12 protein-coding genes are annotated in these 14,038 nt (G+C 43.8%); 5 read left to right on the plus strand and 7 right to left on the minus strand.

Annotated elements, in window-relative coordinates; genetic code table 11:
• Positions 1-223: 223 nt before the first annotated feature.
• Entirely contained in the window at positions 224-916 is a 693-nt protein-coding gene (locus tag RIG27_RS28080) for a CPBP family intramembrane glutamic endopeptidase (RefSeq protein WP_446350424.1), read from the minus strand.
• A gap of 306 nt (positions 917-1,222) precedes the next feature.
• Between RIG27_RS28080 and ggt the strand changes: the two genes are divergently transcribed.
• Positions 1,223-2,779 (plus strand): gamma-glutamyltransferase, encoded by a 1,557-nt coding sequence (gene ggt, locus RIG27_RS28085; RefSeq protein ID WP_446350425.1) that lies wholly within the window; start codon positions 1,223-1,225, stop codon positions 2,777-2,779.
• Positions 2,780-3,021: 242 nt separating this feature from the next.
• Positions 3,022-3,222, plus strand: a complete 201-nt coding sequence (locus RIG27_RS28090) for a hypothetical protein (RefSeq protein WP_446350426.1) — start codon at positions 3,022-3,024, stop codon at positions 3,220-3,222.
• A 129-nt stretch (positions 3,223-3,351) separates the two neighbouring features.
• On the opposite strand, the gene RIG27_RS28095 is transcribed toward RIG27_RS28090, so the two are convergent.
• Positions 3,352-3,927 (minus strand): DUF4126 domain-containing protein, encoded by a 576-nt coding sequence (locus tag RIG27_RS28095; RefSeq protein WP_446350427.1) that lies wholly within the window; start codon positions 3,925-3,927, stop codon positions 3,352-3,354.
• A gap of 79 nt (positions 3,928-4,006) precedes the next feature.
• Positions 4,007-4,558, minus strand: coding sequence for an IS200/IS605 family accessory protein TnpB-related protein (locus tag RIG27_RS28100; protein ID WP_446350428.1), 552 nt, complete (start codon positions 4,556-4,558; stop codon positions 4,007-4,009).
• 189 nt (positions 4,559-4,747) lie between these two features.
• Here RIG27_RS28100 and RIG27_RS28105 point away from each other — a divergent pair, with 189 nt between their 5' ends.
• Positions 4,748-6,022: a cyclic nucleotide-binding domain-containing protein gene (locus RIG27_RS28105; RefSeq protein ID WP_446350429.1), complete on the plus strand. Its 1,275-nt coding sequence runs from the start codon at positions 4,748-4,750 to the stop codon at positions 6,020-6,022.
• A 263-nt stretch (positions 6,023-6,285) separates the two neighbouring features.
• On the opposite strand, the gene RIG27_RS28110 is transcribed toward RIG27_RS28105, so the two are convergent.
• From RIG27_RS28110 to RIG27_RS28120, 3 genes are read right to left on the minus strand one after another with little or no spacing between them, the layout of a single operon-like run.
• Positions 6,286-7,806, minus strand: coding sequence for a phytoene desaturase family protein (locus tag RIG27_RS28110; RefSeq protein WP_446350430.1), 1,521 nt, complete (start codon positions 7,804-7,806; stop codon positions 6,286-6,288).
• Positions 7,807-7,818: 12 nt separating this feature from the next.
• Entirely contained in the window at positions 7,819-9,402 is a 1,584-nt protein-coding gene (locus tag RIG27_RS28115) for a DUF2357 domain-containing protein (RefSeq protein ID WP_446350431.1), read from the minus strand.
• On the minus strand, positions 9,380-11,488 hold the full coding sequence (locus RIG27_RS28120; RefSeq protein WP_446350432.1) for an McrB family protein: 2,109 nt from the start codon (positions 11,486-11,488) through the stop codon (positions 9,380-9,382). The genes RIG27_RS28115 and RIG27_RS28120 overlap by 23 nt, the downstream gene beginning before the upstream one ends.
• A 515-nt stretch (positions 11,489-12,003) precedes the next feature.
• Between RIG27_RS28120 and RIG27_RS28125 the strand changes: the two genes are divergently transcribed.
• On the plus strand, positions 12,004-12,258 hold the full coding sequence (locus RIG27_RS28125) for a UPF0175 family protein (protein ID WP_446350433.1): 255 nt from the start codon (positions 12,004-12,006) through the stop codon (positions 12,256-12,258).
• Positions 12,242-12,727: a DUF3368 domain-containing protein gene (locus RIG27_RS28130; protein ID WP_446350434.1), complete on the plus strand. Its 486-nt coding sequence runs from the start codon at positions 12,242-12,244 to the stop codon at positions 12,725-12,727. The genes RIG27_RS28125 and RIG27_RS28130 overlap by 17 nt, the downstream gene beginning before the upstream one ends.
• Positions 12,728-13,040: 313 nt before the next feature.
• On the opposite strand, the gene hisIE is transcribed toward RIG27_RS28130, so the two are convergent.
• Positions 13,041-13,691: a bifunctional phosphoribosyl-AMP cyclohydrolase/phosphoribosyl-ATP diphosphatase HisIE gene (hisIE, locus tag RIG27_RS28135; RefSeq protein ID WP_446340660.1), complete on the minus strand. Its 651-nt coding sequence runs from the start codon at positions 13,689-13,691 to the stop codon at positions 13,041-13,043.
• Positions 13,692-14,038 lie beyond the last annotated feature (347 nt).

Consider the following 14,038-nt stretch of genomic DNA (forward strand, 5'->3'; position numbering starts at 1 on the left):
GAGCGACAAACAGACTCAGCAGTAACCAGCGACGCCGCTTCAAGATTTGATCCAGATATCTGTTCATCGCAACTCCTGTGCTTCTCGTCTAAACATTAGAATGAATCGAACAGTATTTTATACCGCATTTGCCTGACTCCGTTAATCTCCTACAATTTCAATGACATAAAGAGATGAAACTAGGCAGAATTTACACTTAGAAATTTCATTATTATCATCGTAGCTACCCAAACAGCAGATGCCAACCCACAATTGCGATCGCTAAATCGGCGAGAATGTGGCTGATGTAACTTGACCATAAGGTACGATAGGTGAGATAACACCATGACCATACTGCTCCAGCGATGAATACGCCCACGGAACCTAATAGGACGACGCCCCAATCAGCAGTATAAGCGGCTAAGGCAATAATGTGATGGAGAGTGAATAGCATCGCCGCCAAGAATACGGCTTTTGTCCCAGATACCAATACCTCACATTTTTTATACACAAACCAACGCCAGATATACTCTTCGATCAGCGCATTAATAAAGGTAAAATACAACGCGCCACCCAGATAAATCTTTGGGCTAGTAATACCTGCTTGCTTTGCCTTAGTCCGGACATCCATCCCATCAATCCACTGCTGACCCAACAGCCAATAGGCACTGAGAATTATAGCAAACATCAACAGTCCTAATATTGTACCTGCTAACAATTCTTTTTTTTTCGGTAGGGATAGTCTAAATTTGCCATGATCCACCCAAATAAACCAGACTAGCGGTAGTGCAAGTAACCAGACTTTGCACAGGGAAAATATCATCTGCCCGAAAGAACCCGGAGCAATATATAATGCCATTGTTACCCCTAGGCTGGCAGCAGATACAAGTAGTAGCAATGCAAAAAATGCTTTTTTACGGGGATGAGTAGTTACCATTTGACCATTTGTGGCGCTAAGTTTATGTTGTATTCAACGCTAAAGGTTTGAATGGAATTCACCGCACAAGAGATGTGCCACTTTTATAAGTTGTCAATGGCGACTGAATCTATTTATCCTCTCAGGGAGACTGTCTAACCTCAGAACCGCTAAAGCGGTTACTACAAGCCACTCTGATGGCTGAAAAACCAGACAATTTGGTAACTGTCACAACCGTATGCTGATCCTGATGCTAGTTATGATCATGTGAATAACTGCTATAACTCAAAAGCTTCTGGTGGTTATTCGGACTAGACATTAACTGTTATGACACAAAAAACACGCGGCGCGATCGCGGCTGGACATGACAAAACGGCTGAGGCGGGTAGGGAAATGTTTCGCCTTGGTGGTAATGCGTTTGATGCGGCGGTTGCAGCGATTCTCGCCTCCTTTGTTACGGAACCGGGACTCACCTCAGGGGCGGGAGGCGGTTTCCTCTTAGCCCATACCCAAACGAATCAAAATATTCTCTTTGATTTTTTTAGCCAAACCCCACGTCAAAAACGTCCTGAGAATGAAATTAATTTTTATCCCGTTGATGTTAATTTTGGTGGTGCTATCCAAGAGTTTCATATCGGACTAGGTTCTATGGCGGTTCCCGGAAATATAGCTGGCGTGTTTCACGTTCACCAACGATTGGGTAGTTTACCCTTCCACGTTATAGCCGAACCAGCAATTCACTATGCGAAACATGGAATCAAATTAAATCGATTTCAATATTATTGTTTAACTTCAATTTTGGCACCAATCCTTATAGCGCATCAAAACGAAAAAAATGTGTTTATTCTCACAGGTGAACCCATCGAACCCAATGGAACAATAATCATGCCAGATTTTGCCGATACATTAGCGTATTTGGCGAAAAATGGAGTTCGGGAATTTTATCAAGGAGATATTGCTCATCAATTAGTCAACGATTGTCAGGAATTCGGAGGATATTTAACCTTAGAAGATTTAAAGCATTATCAGGTAATCGAACGGCAACCTTTAACGATTAATTATCGAGGTAATACCTTATTCACCAACCCGCCTCCCAGTTCCGGTGGAATATTGATAGCTTGGGCATTAAAATTATTATCTACCGTTGATTTAGCGAATCTGGGCTTTGGCAGTGCGCGTCATTTAGAAATTTTGGCACAGATTATGCAATTGACAAATGCAGCCAGACAGACGGGGTTAAATAATTATTTGTATCAACAGAATATTGTTGAACAATTTTTAGCTGACGATTCTATTGCCCAGTATCAACAAGACTTAGCAGAAACAGTGAATAAATGGGGCAGTACCACCCATATTAGTGTCATCGACGAGGCTGGAAATGCCGCTAGTGTTACCACATCTAACGGGGAAGGGTCAGGTTATGTGATTCCCGGGACAGGGATTATGGTGAATAATATGTTAGGAGAGGAAGACTTAAATCCCCAAGGCTTTCATCAGTGGCAAGAAAATGTGCGGATTTCGTCAATGATGTCTCCCTCGATTGTTTTGCAGAATAATCAGGCAGAAGTTGTTTTAGGGTCAGGGGGTTCTAATCGAATTAGGACGGCTATTTTACAAGTTATTTCTAATATTTTAGATTTTAACATGACGGTTGAGCAAGCCGTGAATAGTCCGAGAACCCATGGAGAAAATGGTCGGTTTCATATCGAACCAGGTTTAACTGAAGCGGAAATACTTAATCCATTATTGACGAACCAACAGGTTGTGCGTTGGCGCGAAAAGAATTTGTTTTTTGGCGGAGTTCATACGGTGATAAAAACTGCTGATGGCTTAATTGTCGGCGCTGGTGACAATCGTCGAGATGGTGCGGTTGCTAGGTTTTAGGGGGAATTTATTAAGCGGTTGAAACCGCAGCTACACAAACGAAACCCGCCTGCGCGGGTTTTCACATCCGTAGTTATGTAGGGTGGTAAGAAAGATAAACTAAAATACTCTAATAGTATCGTTTGTTATTCTTGTCCACCATAAGGTAACTTGGGATTTACAGTCTTACCCGTGGTGCAAGATGTGAGTAAAATGTAGGTGTCGCTATTTTCCCTAATCGGCATCGCCATTCAATTCACCCAATGACTTCACTCCCTCCCAACCGCTCTACCACCCTGAAAACAGCTTTTCGGGCTTGTGATGTGGGTCCCCTGCTGGGTTCAGATGTGGAACGATATTATGTGGATTTGTCCGCAGTACGGAATACGGAAGCGATTGAAGGAGTTAGCGCCCGTTTAGACTTTCTTAATTTAGACCGAGTTCCGCCCAAGGTAGGTTTATAAGACTTGCCCACCCTACATAAAAATCTGGGTCTATGAAATTTTTGTCTAAATCCTCTAACGTCCTCTGCGTACCTCTGCGTTAAAAAAATACTTCCAATGCCAAAGCATATAATATAATCCCCAATCAAACTACAAAACTTGCCGATATCGCCGTGAACGATTTTTTCTCCCATATAAACGATACCATTGTTGAGAACTGCGAATCGCTAACCACAACAGAATCAGCGCAATTAATCCCCCTTGTTGAGGCGCATCAAAGGCAAAAATAACCAACGCCACACATAAAACATCTTGGCTAAAAACCACCCATAATGGTAAACCTCGCAATCGAAAAAACCAGCCAACTTGTACCAATTGCAGGACAAAAGCCAATAACCCACTAACTATCCCAGCAATCCAAATAATTTCCACAGGGGCGTTAACAAACTGGGCGACAGCAATACCCAGAATCGCCCCAACCCCAGGACTGAACAAGAGTTGGGCGATTTGCAAGATTCGCTGTCCCAGCAACTTCTTTGAGGCAAATAATTCAAATAACGAGAAGGTGGTCAAAATACCGACTAAAACCGAAGGATGAATGCGAGACAGCAGGGGAATTTCATTCCAGAGGTTATCGCTTTGCAACAAGCCAATCACCAATAAAGGCAAAGCAATCCTCATTCCTACTGCTGCTGCTACCGAAAGTACGGCTAGGAGTTCAATCATTGTTATCTGATGCCTGAAAGAGAAATCAATTGGTTATACCGTGTAGACTAAACTTATAGAAACTTATGGGTTCAGTCTTTCACACTGGATTGACCAGTATCGGCTCCACGGCGCAGCTCACTACTCCCTCGACGGTGAACGCCTCTGGAAGATACTTGCGGATAATTTGGATGCTGCCATTGATGTCTGCATTAATTACACGTCCATTACTTGACTTAAATAATCCTCTCTTGACACGTCTGCCAGTATATTTTGATTGCTTGCAAGGGGACTCTAAGTCAATAGCTGATGTAATGGATGTGTAACTTTCCTCTATTATAACTACTTTGATACCTGCCAGTTCACACTTGTAGGTAAGCTGGTCGATTAAAAGAGCATGAGGGATATTGACAAAGGTTTGATTATTCCTTTTGCCTAAGTTCACCTTCTGCTTCCATCCTTCATTCTTGCCAATCACTAGAGTGCCAATACCTTGCTGTTTAAGTCGGTTGACAATTAGTCGGCTAGTATTGTGCAGATAGTTTTCCACAAATCGATGATTGTACAGATTCTTTGACTTAAACGCCAATTCATCGGCTTCCTGCCAGTAGGCATGATTTCGGTTGATGACGTGTCTTTCTACCAATTTCATGACGATGCCGCCCCCGACAATATCCCAAGAAGCCTTTGAATATTTTACTATATATCTACAATTTTCTACAATTTAAGAAGCAACAGTTCAGAACCCCTGTCCTCAGTTTAACGTTTGTAGACAATCCCACATCCTTTGATGCCCTTTCTCCGATAGGATGAAAACTGACCTAAAAACTGCAAGCCACCTATGCCAACGGCAGCCTTTTTGCAAGGAATTATGGGCGCGTCTAGTTTAGCCTTGGGCGCATCAGTGGGAGTGTTTTGGCAACCGAGTCGCCACTTATCGGCGACGATTATGGCATTTGGCAGTGGTACACTACTGTCTGCGATCGCGTTTGAAATTACGATTCCGGTCTATCGTCACAGTGGCTTTGTCCCCCTGTTAATTGGGTTTATGGCAGGAGGGATGTTATTTACCGGACTGACATCCTATATTGACCAACATGGCGGATTCTTGCGTAAACCAGCATCCAGTCGCCGCTACCTGGTTGAACATGGTGCTGATCAGGTGACGGATGTCCTCAATCGCATCGCCCATATTGAGGTGATGCAAAACTTACCTCCCAAGGAACGGCAGAGAGTTGCCCTGTTTCTGAATCCCATTCACGCCAACCCTGGAGACGTACTCTGTGAAGACGGAACCCCTGGTGACTATTTCTATATGATTGTTGACGGTGAAGCCGAAGTCCGCAAGGGTAGAAAAGTTCTCAGTACGATGGGACCTGGAGAAGTGTTTGGTGAGATGGCACTCCTGACTGGAGAACCGCGATCTGCCACCGTGGTTGCTCGCACCCAAATGGAATTGTATCAGTTACACCAGGAACATTTCAACACCATGCTAACCTGGTCGCCTCATCTGGCTTGGTCACTGAGTCGCGCCTTAGCCCGACGACTCCAAGTGGCAACAGAGTCACGCATGGTTGTGGAACATCGTTTAGATCGGTGGCGACAGCAGCTTATGGATCAAGTTGAACTGGATCTGTTACTCCGGGACGATCAAATGACCCTAGAAAATTTAGTGAAACAGTCTACATCGTTTGCCATTCTGGTGGGTACATTAATTGATAATATCCCAGAAGCGGCGGTAATTGGCATGAATTCCGGCAATAGCGATTTGGGCTGGTCTTTTTTATTGGCGGTATTTATTTCTAATTTTCCAGAAGCCTTATCCAGCGCCACGGGAATGAAACAAGCGGGAACGAAAACGAGTCAGATTTTAGGATTATGGATAGGTGTGGTGATTCTCAGTGGTTTATGTGCCATTGGGGGTTATTTTTTACAAAATAATACATCTGAGGTCGTTGTCGCGATCGCACAGGCTATTTCTGGCGGCGCAATCTTAGCCATGGTTGCTAGTACAATGATGCCGGAAGCTTATGAATTGGGAGGCAGTTCCGTGGTTTTCTCCACAATTTTAGGATTTCTGCTTGGGTTTTTTATCTCATCTGGTCATTTAGTATAAGTAGGTGGGGACAATTAAAGTTAACGGTGGTGATCGTCATTCGTCATTTGTCATTTGTCATTCGTAAGGGTTTGAGGTTTATTTACATAACTTAATATGAATGCCACTGACTTTAGAGTTTGTAGTCAGCGCTGTCTTCGCTTCTGGCACGCTTCGTGCCTACTACGAACCCAGCTTAAGTCAGTGCCATTAAACTTACTATAGATAGCTTTATTGACACCGACCTACTTAGAATACTGTTAGTCAATTGAGCGATCGCACGATTACCCCTGGTTCCCCAGATATGCCAATAACTCAGCGGTTTGTGAGGGTGTCACTAAAGTATTCGCGCAAAGAATACCCGAACCCGCCACGGCTGGAACACCGATTCCTGGCATTGTACTATCCCCCACCCGATACAATCCCGGAATCGGCGTGTGACAACTGGGAAACATAGCTTTACCCGCCGGAATCCCAGGACCATAAGTGCCTTGATAGCGACGTAAATAATAGGAATGGGTTAACGGTGTTCCAATCAATTCTAAGGTAATCCGTTCTCGAATATCCGGAATCACCCGTTCTAATGCCCGGAATAAAGATTGCGATCGCGCTTTTTTCTTCTCCTTATATTGATCATCACGCTGCCAACCCTGGTATGGTTCTAAGGTATAGGCATGAATTACATGATGATCCATAGGCGCGAGATTAGCATCCCATACAGAGGGAATAGAAATCATACAAGTATTACCCGGTTCGCTAATATCCCGATTGCCATCGTGAACCACCACATGATGTCCCGTCAACCCGTCTAACCCCTCCGCCCGAATCCCTAAATGTAGGTGCATAAAACTCTCGACGGCTGGGGTTTCTAGGGACTGTTTCCGGTACGCCGCAGGTAAATCCTCTGGGCGCAATAACTGACTGTAGGTATCCCAAATTGTGGCATTAGAAATCACCACCGGGGCGTTTACCACCTCTCCCCGTTGCAATCGTACCCCAACGGCTTTCCCCCCTTGGACTACAATTTGGTCAACATGGGAATTCAGGCGCAACTTACCCCCCCAGCGTTCTAACCCGCGCACCAACGCCTCCACAATCGCCCGACTTCCCCCAACGGGATACTCCACACCTGTACGGGAACGTTCCCCTAACATAAAGGCTACCTCAGGCGCGATCGTTCCCTGTGCCTTTAATCCGGATAACAGAAAACATTCCACATCAATCAGCCGCCGCACCCAGGGATCACGCACGGTTTCATCCATAACTTTGCCCACGGAATTCTGGACAAGTCCCAGATGGGGCAGTAATTTTAACAGTGAGGGTAAATAACGTCCGACTAAAACTGGAATCACTTGCCAATCTGATCGTAATGCAATTGTCGGAATCTCTCGCAATCCTTCATAGAGAGACAGCAAGCATTTTTCAAACTCTGCCAATTCTTTCGCGCCTTGAGGTGTAATCTCCGCTACGGCTTCTCGATACCGTTGGGCGTCACTGTACACAGGTAACGTCGCTTCGGGAAAATGGTAATGTCCGAGGGGGTCATAAGCAACCGTTTGTAACGACTCACCCAGCACATCCAAAACTTGCCGTAAGGGGTTAAGACTGGGGCGTTGCTGACTTAATCCACAATAAAACGAAGGACCCGAATCAAACTCAAACCCCCGTCTGTGGAAACTATGCGCCGCACCGCCGGGAATCCCATGGCTTTCACAAACTAGCACCCGTTTGCCATAACGGGCGAGTAAAGCACCCGCCGTCAATCCACCAATTCCGCTACCGATAACAATTACATCCAGACTCATGAATTCACGCGATTACACAACCGTGAGGGCGTTCTCTAACACAGGATACAGGTGCTGCTGTAGTTTAGCCTCATTTCCAGGATAGGCTGGAAGCGCCTCAATTTCTCCTCCGGAATATGACTTATAGGAACCCGGGTAAAGAATCGCCGCATATTGCACAACTTGATTACCCGTTCTATCGTGGATGGCGTCATGATAGGTATGCATTTTTTGGATATCTGCTGTCTTCGGCTTTCCTTGATTACCTAGATTGTCCTGTGTTTCACTATCGAGTTTATACTTAGGGTCAAAAAGGTAAACCTGTTGAGAACCATCAAGTCGCTCGATTTCTACTGCTATATCAGGACGAAGTTTAACACTGGCGCTGCGTAGTTCACCATCTTGTCCATAGGTTCGTTCTGGAATTAACTTTACTCTCCTTTGGTGCTGAGGGTGAATTAAAACTAATGCTGGCTGATTATTAGGTAGAACCCGTACATAGATGCCGCTTTTATCCCGACCCACCAAGCACTGTTTTTCTACCTGGTATCCTTTTTGGTGAGCGACTTTCAGCAGTGTTTCTATTACCCAAAGCGTCCCCCAAACCTGATAGAGATGAGGAAGATTCTTTAAAGGGGCATCGAGGTGTGATTCTTCCAATCGCACTGTCAGACTTCTGATAAATTCTAGATACCCTTCTAAAGCGGCATGGTAAGGTGGGCGCTTTAAGAGAACCATCGTGATTTGATTGGGTTGCCGTTTAAGCTGACTTACCTGGTCGAGAAAAGCAGCTTGCTGTCGAGCCTTTTTCAGTTGTGCAAACAGAGAATTTAATTCATCCAGAGGCTTACCTCTTGGGTCAGCGTCAAAGACATATCGAACTCGTCGCAGTCTTTGATTGACTAGCTCAAAAAACAACTTAACTACCTGATTCTCATAAACATCAATAGTATGTTCTACTCGTGTATCAGGTACGCGAATAGGTCGCCCATTAGCATCTAGGTTATGTCCTCGACTAAAAGCCTGAACTAGCCCACTAATAGAAGGTCGGCGAACTTGCTCTTGCCTAACCCAAATCTCATTAGTGTTGAGAATTTGGTAAGGGTTATCAGCAATTTGACGCAGAATATTAATAAGCCCGGGTCGGTTTTCTGTGCCATTGATAGCTCGACGCAGGCGAACTATTTCCTGTGCTAAAGTCGTCTCACCTGGTTGTGGCAATTTGAGACTAGCTAAAGCACCAATCCGTTGTAATCCTATGGCTACTGCGGTTGGGAGACTAGCATCCAAATCCTCTAGCATCTGAGCAAAAGCTGTGCGGCTAATCTTTTGAGACCAAACTGTGATAATCTGCTCCTCAATTTCACCCTGATATTCAAGTCGCAGACGATAGTAACCCGTATTTGAGCGATGCCAATCAGCCAGAATTCGAGCCTTGTTAGCCAAACGTTTTAGGGAGATTGAGAGTTCTTCACCCTGCCGCCAAAGCCGCACCTCTTCCCATTTATTTTTAGGGACTTGAATTTCTATAAAACCAGGCTGCCACTCTAACGGAGCCTGCAATGCTTCACCTTTATGGTTGAGAAACCTAAGTTTAGAAGTAGGAGGTAAATCCATGTTGATTGAATGTTTCCAGCATCTTAGTCGCTTTTTTATGACTTAATGTAAAACCCTTCTCATCAGCAATATCTACAAACGCTTGGAGAGCTACTCCCACTCGCTCATCTGTACCTTTGAATTTTGGCAGAATCTTCTGCAAAAGTTGTTCATCTAAAGCATCTTGCCAAGATACATCCAACGCTTCAGCCTCTTCTACATAAGTCTTGATTTCATCTATAACCCGGAAAGCAAAGGGAGCAACAGTGTGTACTTCATCCCAAATTTTCATCAGGATTTTACGATAGGGAACATCACCCAAATGCTCGTATAAATCCTGACGAGGGGCTTCAAGCTCAATGAGTTGCGCTCGATCATAAACCTTGTCAGCAAAGCTGTGAGTTGTTTCATCTACATTGACTGTACCAATGAAGTAGAGATTTGGGGTAAGTAAGACTTGTTTATCTGGCGCAAGCTGAATTTGGGCTACTCCCTCGCGCATCCGCACTTCCATTACAGATAGGAATTTCGCGAAATAATACTCCACCCGTGCTAAGTTCATCTCGTCTAAGACTAGATGATAGGGTTTAGGAGTACGTTTTTCAACTTGGGCTTGCTGATACTCCTCTTCCGCCTTCTCTAGAAATGTGCTAAAGTCAGTGTCGTGGTATTTGTTGTCAATTGGACTGAGATAACCTAGCAAATCTTCATTAGTCATCCAATTAGGAGCGACTGGAACCAAAAGATATTCAGCCTCTACTGCATCAGCATAAGCTTTGGTCAGCCAAGTCTTACCCGTGCCGCTAATTCCAGAGAGAATTACAAATTTCCGGCTTTTAAGAGCTAAGTGATAGCGGCGCAGAGTGCTTTCAGAGATACGTAAACCTTGATAGCGAACACTTTGGCAAATCTCCGTAAATGAAGGTTCATAGTAGTTTGGCTGAATTGTTTGAAGAATACTCTGCGCTTCTTCGGATTTATCCATGTCTTTTTCCTGCTCAAAGAGTTCTACTGCTCTGCATAAATCCTCAATTGCTCTCTCGTGATTCTCCAGTGCTAAGTAGGTAAGTCCTCTATGGTAATGAGCTAAAGCAAAGTTAGGATTAATATTCAGAGCTTGATTGTAATCCTGAATAGCTGTATCATAATCTTTGAGCTTATGGTAGGCATTGCCTCGGTTATAGTAAGCTTCAGAATTTTTAGGCTGAATGAGTAGTAATTGGTTATAGTCTGATATAGCTCCCTCAATGTCTCCCAGTTCAGCTTTAGCTTGTCCCCGGTAGCTATAAGCATCAGCTAAATTGGGAGCTTGTTCTATAGCCTTATTAAGTTCTTCAATTGATATTTGGTAATTATCTTCTCTATAGTTGCTAATTCCTCGTTCTAAATATCTTTCTGCCAAAGTATTGTTGTTGGCATTTAAATAGTGTCTTATCTCGTCAATAGGATCATCAAATGTCGCCATTAAAAATAGAATAAAAAGAGATTCAAAAGTCTGCTTAATCTGAGTCGTTAATTGTTCACTAGAATACAGTAAAACTTGATTGGGCAGGAAAAGCACACTGGCTTGAATATCCTTGGTACTACTATTCTTGCGAGCCAGAAGCTTTAACCATTCTCCCAAACGATTAATTGGCTCAAATCTTTGACTATACTTTGACAAGTGTAGTGTACAGTTATCAGGTAGGCAAGTATTCTGCAAAATGATTTCCTTGTTTGAATTATTCTTTACATTTTCAATGAAGCGTTGCTTGCTCTTGGTTTTATCACCAATAACCAATCCAAAACTTAGAAAATCTGAATCAATACATATAAACAATATAGCAGAATTATTTTTCAAATCAAGCCTTGTTTTTTTATGATAAAAAAGACCTAAAAAAATTTCATTATAAGAATTTTGAGATGCCTCAACTTTCAGTTCTAGGCGCTTAATAATCTCATTTGGTAGTTGAGCCGCCACTTGACGACAAAGCATCTGAAGTGGCTGTTCGACATACTTTGTGAATTCCGCTTCATGCGCTATATAGAAATCTTGATCCAGTTGTGCAAGAAGGTTAAAAGTTTCTTCTGAAAAGGGGCATTCCGGGTTTACAGTAACATCTGCCATTTTTCCTTATAATACTAAAGTTATTACTGCGACTGATGGCAGCAAGCCTAACTACTGACTCGCTCGTGTTAAAGCGCGATCGCACTCCTCAATCCCACCCTAAACTCCATCTGGCTCTTTACATAGCATAGCTGATACCCGCAAGGAGACTCAGCCGCCAAAAGCGCGATCGCACTCCTCAATCCCATCCCTAAGCTTCATCTAGCTCTTTTGGTAGCGTAATTGATGACAGTCATCGATATCAGACCCTATACAGGTTATGCTGTAGTTTAGGATTGGCGCGATCGCACGATTACGACTGAGGGATGCGATCGCATTTTTCACCAATGAACCGAGCTGTATTTAGCTTTTTAATTATTGTATAGCAATCCTAAATAGGTTGTGAAAAATCAAAAAATAGAAAAAAGCGTTTAAACTCTTCCCCATTCCCCATTCCCGAAAATTATCAGATTTTTGGACACGACTCAAATAGGATTGCTATAGTAGAAAGAATAGCTGAGAATAGGAAAGAAAGAATGAGCCTTCAGTTATCGATTCCTGACTCCGTACTCCGTGCAATTCGCTTACCTGAACAAAGGATTGAGCAAGAATTATTATGTGAATTGGCGGTTGCCCTTTATACAGAGAAACTCCTATCCTTCGGTAAGGCTAGAGAACTCGCCCAGATGGATAAGTATGAATTTGGTCAGTTACTGGCTCAACGGCAAGTCTTGCGTCACTACGGTGCTGAAGAACTAGAGGACGATTTACGCTATGCCCGTAGTGAGTAATACATCGCCAATCCTGAATTTGGCAATTATTGACCAACTTGAACTCTTGCAACAACAGTTTGGACAAATTCACATTCCTCCTGCTGTGCTTAAGGAATTGAAGATTGATCAAGATTTACCGGGTTCTTCACGGATACGAGATGCCATTACCGCCGGATGGATTCAAGTTCACGATATCAATAACCGCTCAATTGCAAACTTGTTAAAACAAACGCTAGATCAAGGTGAATCAGAAGCCATCGCTTTAGCTTTAGAATTGCCAGCAGATTGGATACTCTTGGATGAGCGAGATGCACGACAGGTTGCCAAATCGTTAGGACTGAGAATTACTGGAGTACTAGGGATTCTAATTCGAGCGAAGGATCAAGGACAAATCTTATCCTTACCCACAGTATTGAATCAGCTAAAACAAGAGGCTGGTTTTTGGATTGCGCCAGAACTATTAGCTAGAGTGATAGGCAAGACTTAAGCCGTCAAACCCCTACATTACATTGGAGTGGCATGGCACACCTAATTTAGTCGATGAACCTTACGCCCACAAACCGTAGGGGCGCAAAGCTTTGTGTCCCATTCAATCGTAATACCATGTCCGCTTGATTACTTGCGATAAAATTGGCAACACACAAACGTCCAAATGCTGTTTTCATCGACTTGGTGCATAGAAGTTATATCGTAAGTGATTATCCGGACATGATAGAAAATCTATTCCATCATTTTCGCTGTGCTACACCAGTCATTTTGGATGTAATCTTAACTCCAGAACAGCTATTTTTGGGGATTATCTATCGCCTTCTCTCCTGTAATTTGCGATAAACATCCCGCACATCAACCTGGTGATGCGCTAACGCCACCAACGTGTGATAAAACAAATCAGCCGCTTCTGACGCGATCGCATCTTTCTGATCATCCTTACACGCCATTACCACCTCGGCGGCTTCTTCGCCAATCTTTTTAAGAATCTTATTATCCCCACCATTAAATAGCTTACAGGTATAGGATTCAGCAGTAGGATTATCTCTGCGATCGCAAATCACCTCAAACACCTGAGACAAGGTATCCGCAGGCGGTGCAGCCTTTATCCCATCCACCTGATGAAAACAACTGCGTTCCCCGGTATGACAGGCAATATCTCCCACCTGTTCCACACCAATCAGCAGCGTATCACTATCACAGTCATAACGGAGCGATCGCACATATTGCAAATGACCCGATGTTGCGCCTTTGTGCCATAACTCCTGACGCGATCGACTCCAGAACCAAGTTTCCCCAGTTTCCAGGGTTTGCTGCAATGATTCCCGATTCATCCACGCCATCATCAATACCGTACCATCCAGATAATCCTGGACAATGGCGGGGACAAGCCCCTGATCGTTATAACGGATTTTCTCAACCGGAATCACGGGGCTAGGAGTAGAGGATACAGTCGATGACATAGTGCAGTAACGAAAGCGAACGATAATAACTAACTTACCAGTGTTCACCAAGAACATGGATTTTCATGAAGCCTTTTAGCAGCAATGACACCATTGATATCCCGTAGGGTGGGCATTGCCCACCAGAATACGAGGAGCATAACATTCATCAATGGCGAAATCATTGGTGTGCGAGCCGGAAAGCTCGCTACTCATACCCAATTTAAATGCCCACCAGAATACGAGGAGCATAACATTCATCAATGGCGAAATCATTGGTGTGCGAGCCGGAAAGCTCGCTACTCATACCCAATTTAAATGCCCACCAGAATACGAGGAGCATAACATTCATCAATGTCGAAATCATT

It is taken from the genome of Coleofasciculus sp. F4-SAH-05 (genome assembly GCF_040222985.1).
Lineage (GTDB): Bacteria > Cyanobacteriota > Cyanobacteriia > Cyanobacteriales > Coleofasciculaceae > Coleofasciculus > Coleofasciculus chthonoplastes.

Excerpts from the sequence above, each read along its gene's own strand:
- ggt (WP_446350425.1), top strand. The coding sequence starts at position 1,223 with ATGACACAAAAAACACGCGGCGCGATCGCGGCTGGACATGACAAAACG.
- RIG27_RS28080 (WP_446350424.1), bottom strand. The coding sequence starts at position 916 with ATGGTAACTACTCATCCCCGTAAAAAAGCATTTTTTGCATTGCTACTA.
- RIG27_RS28090 (WP_446350426.1), top strand. The coding sequence starts at position 3,022 with ATGACTTCACTCCCTCCCAACCGCTCTACCACCCTGAAAACAGCTTTT.
- RIG27_RS28105 (WP_446350429.1), top strand. The coding sequence starts at position 4,748 with ATGCCAACGGCAGCCTTTTTGCAAGGAATTATGGGCGCGTCTAGTTTA.
- RIG27_RS28125 (WP_446350433.1), top strand. The coding sequence starts at position 12,004 with ATGAGCCTTCAGTTATCGATTCCTGACTCCGTACTCCGTGCAATTCGC.
- RIG27_RS28120 (WP_446350432.1), bottom strand. The coding sequence starts at position 11,488 with ATGGCAGATGTTACTGTAAACCCGGAATGCCCCTTTTCAGAAGAAACT.
- RIG27_RS28095 (WP_446350427.1), bottom strand. The coding sequence starts at position 3,927 with ATGATTGAACTCCTAGCCGTACTTTCGGTAGCAGCAGCAGTAGGAATG.
- RIG27_RS28115 (WP_446350431.1), bottom strand. The coding sequence starts at position 9,402 with ATGGATTTACCTCCTACTTCTAAACTTAGGTTTCTCAACCATAAAGGT.
- hisIE (WP_446340660.1), bottom strand. The coding sequence starts at position 13,691 with ATGTCATCGACTGTATCCTCTACTCCTAGCCCCGTGATTCCGGTTGAG.
- RIG27_RS28100 (WP_446350428.1), bottom strand. The coding sequence starts at position 4,558 with ATGAAATTGGTAGAAAGACACGTCATCAACCGAAATCATGCCTACTGG.
- RIG27_RS28110 (WP_446350430.1), bottom strand. The coding sequence starts at position 7,806 with ATGAGTCTGGATGTAATTGTTATCGGTAGCGGAATTGGTGGATTGACG.
- RIG27_RS28130 (WP_446350434.1), top strand. The coding sequence starts at position 12,242 with ATGCCCGTAGTGAGTAATACATCGCCAATCCTGAATTTGGCAATTATT.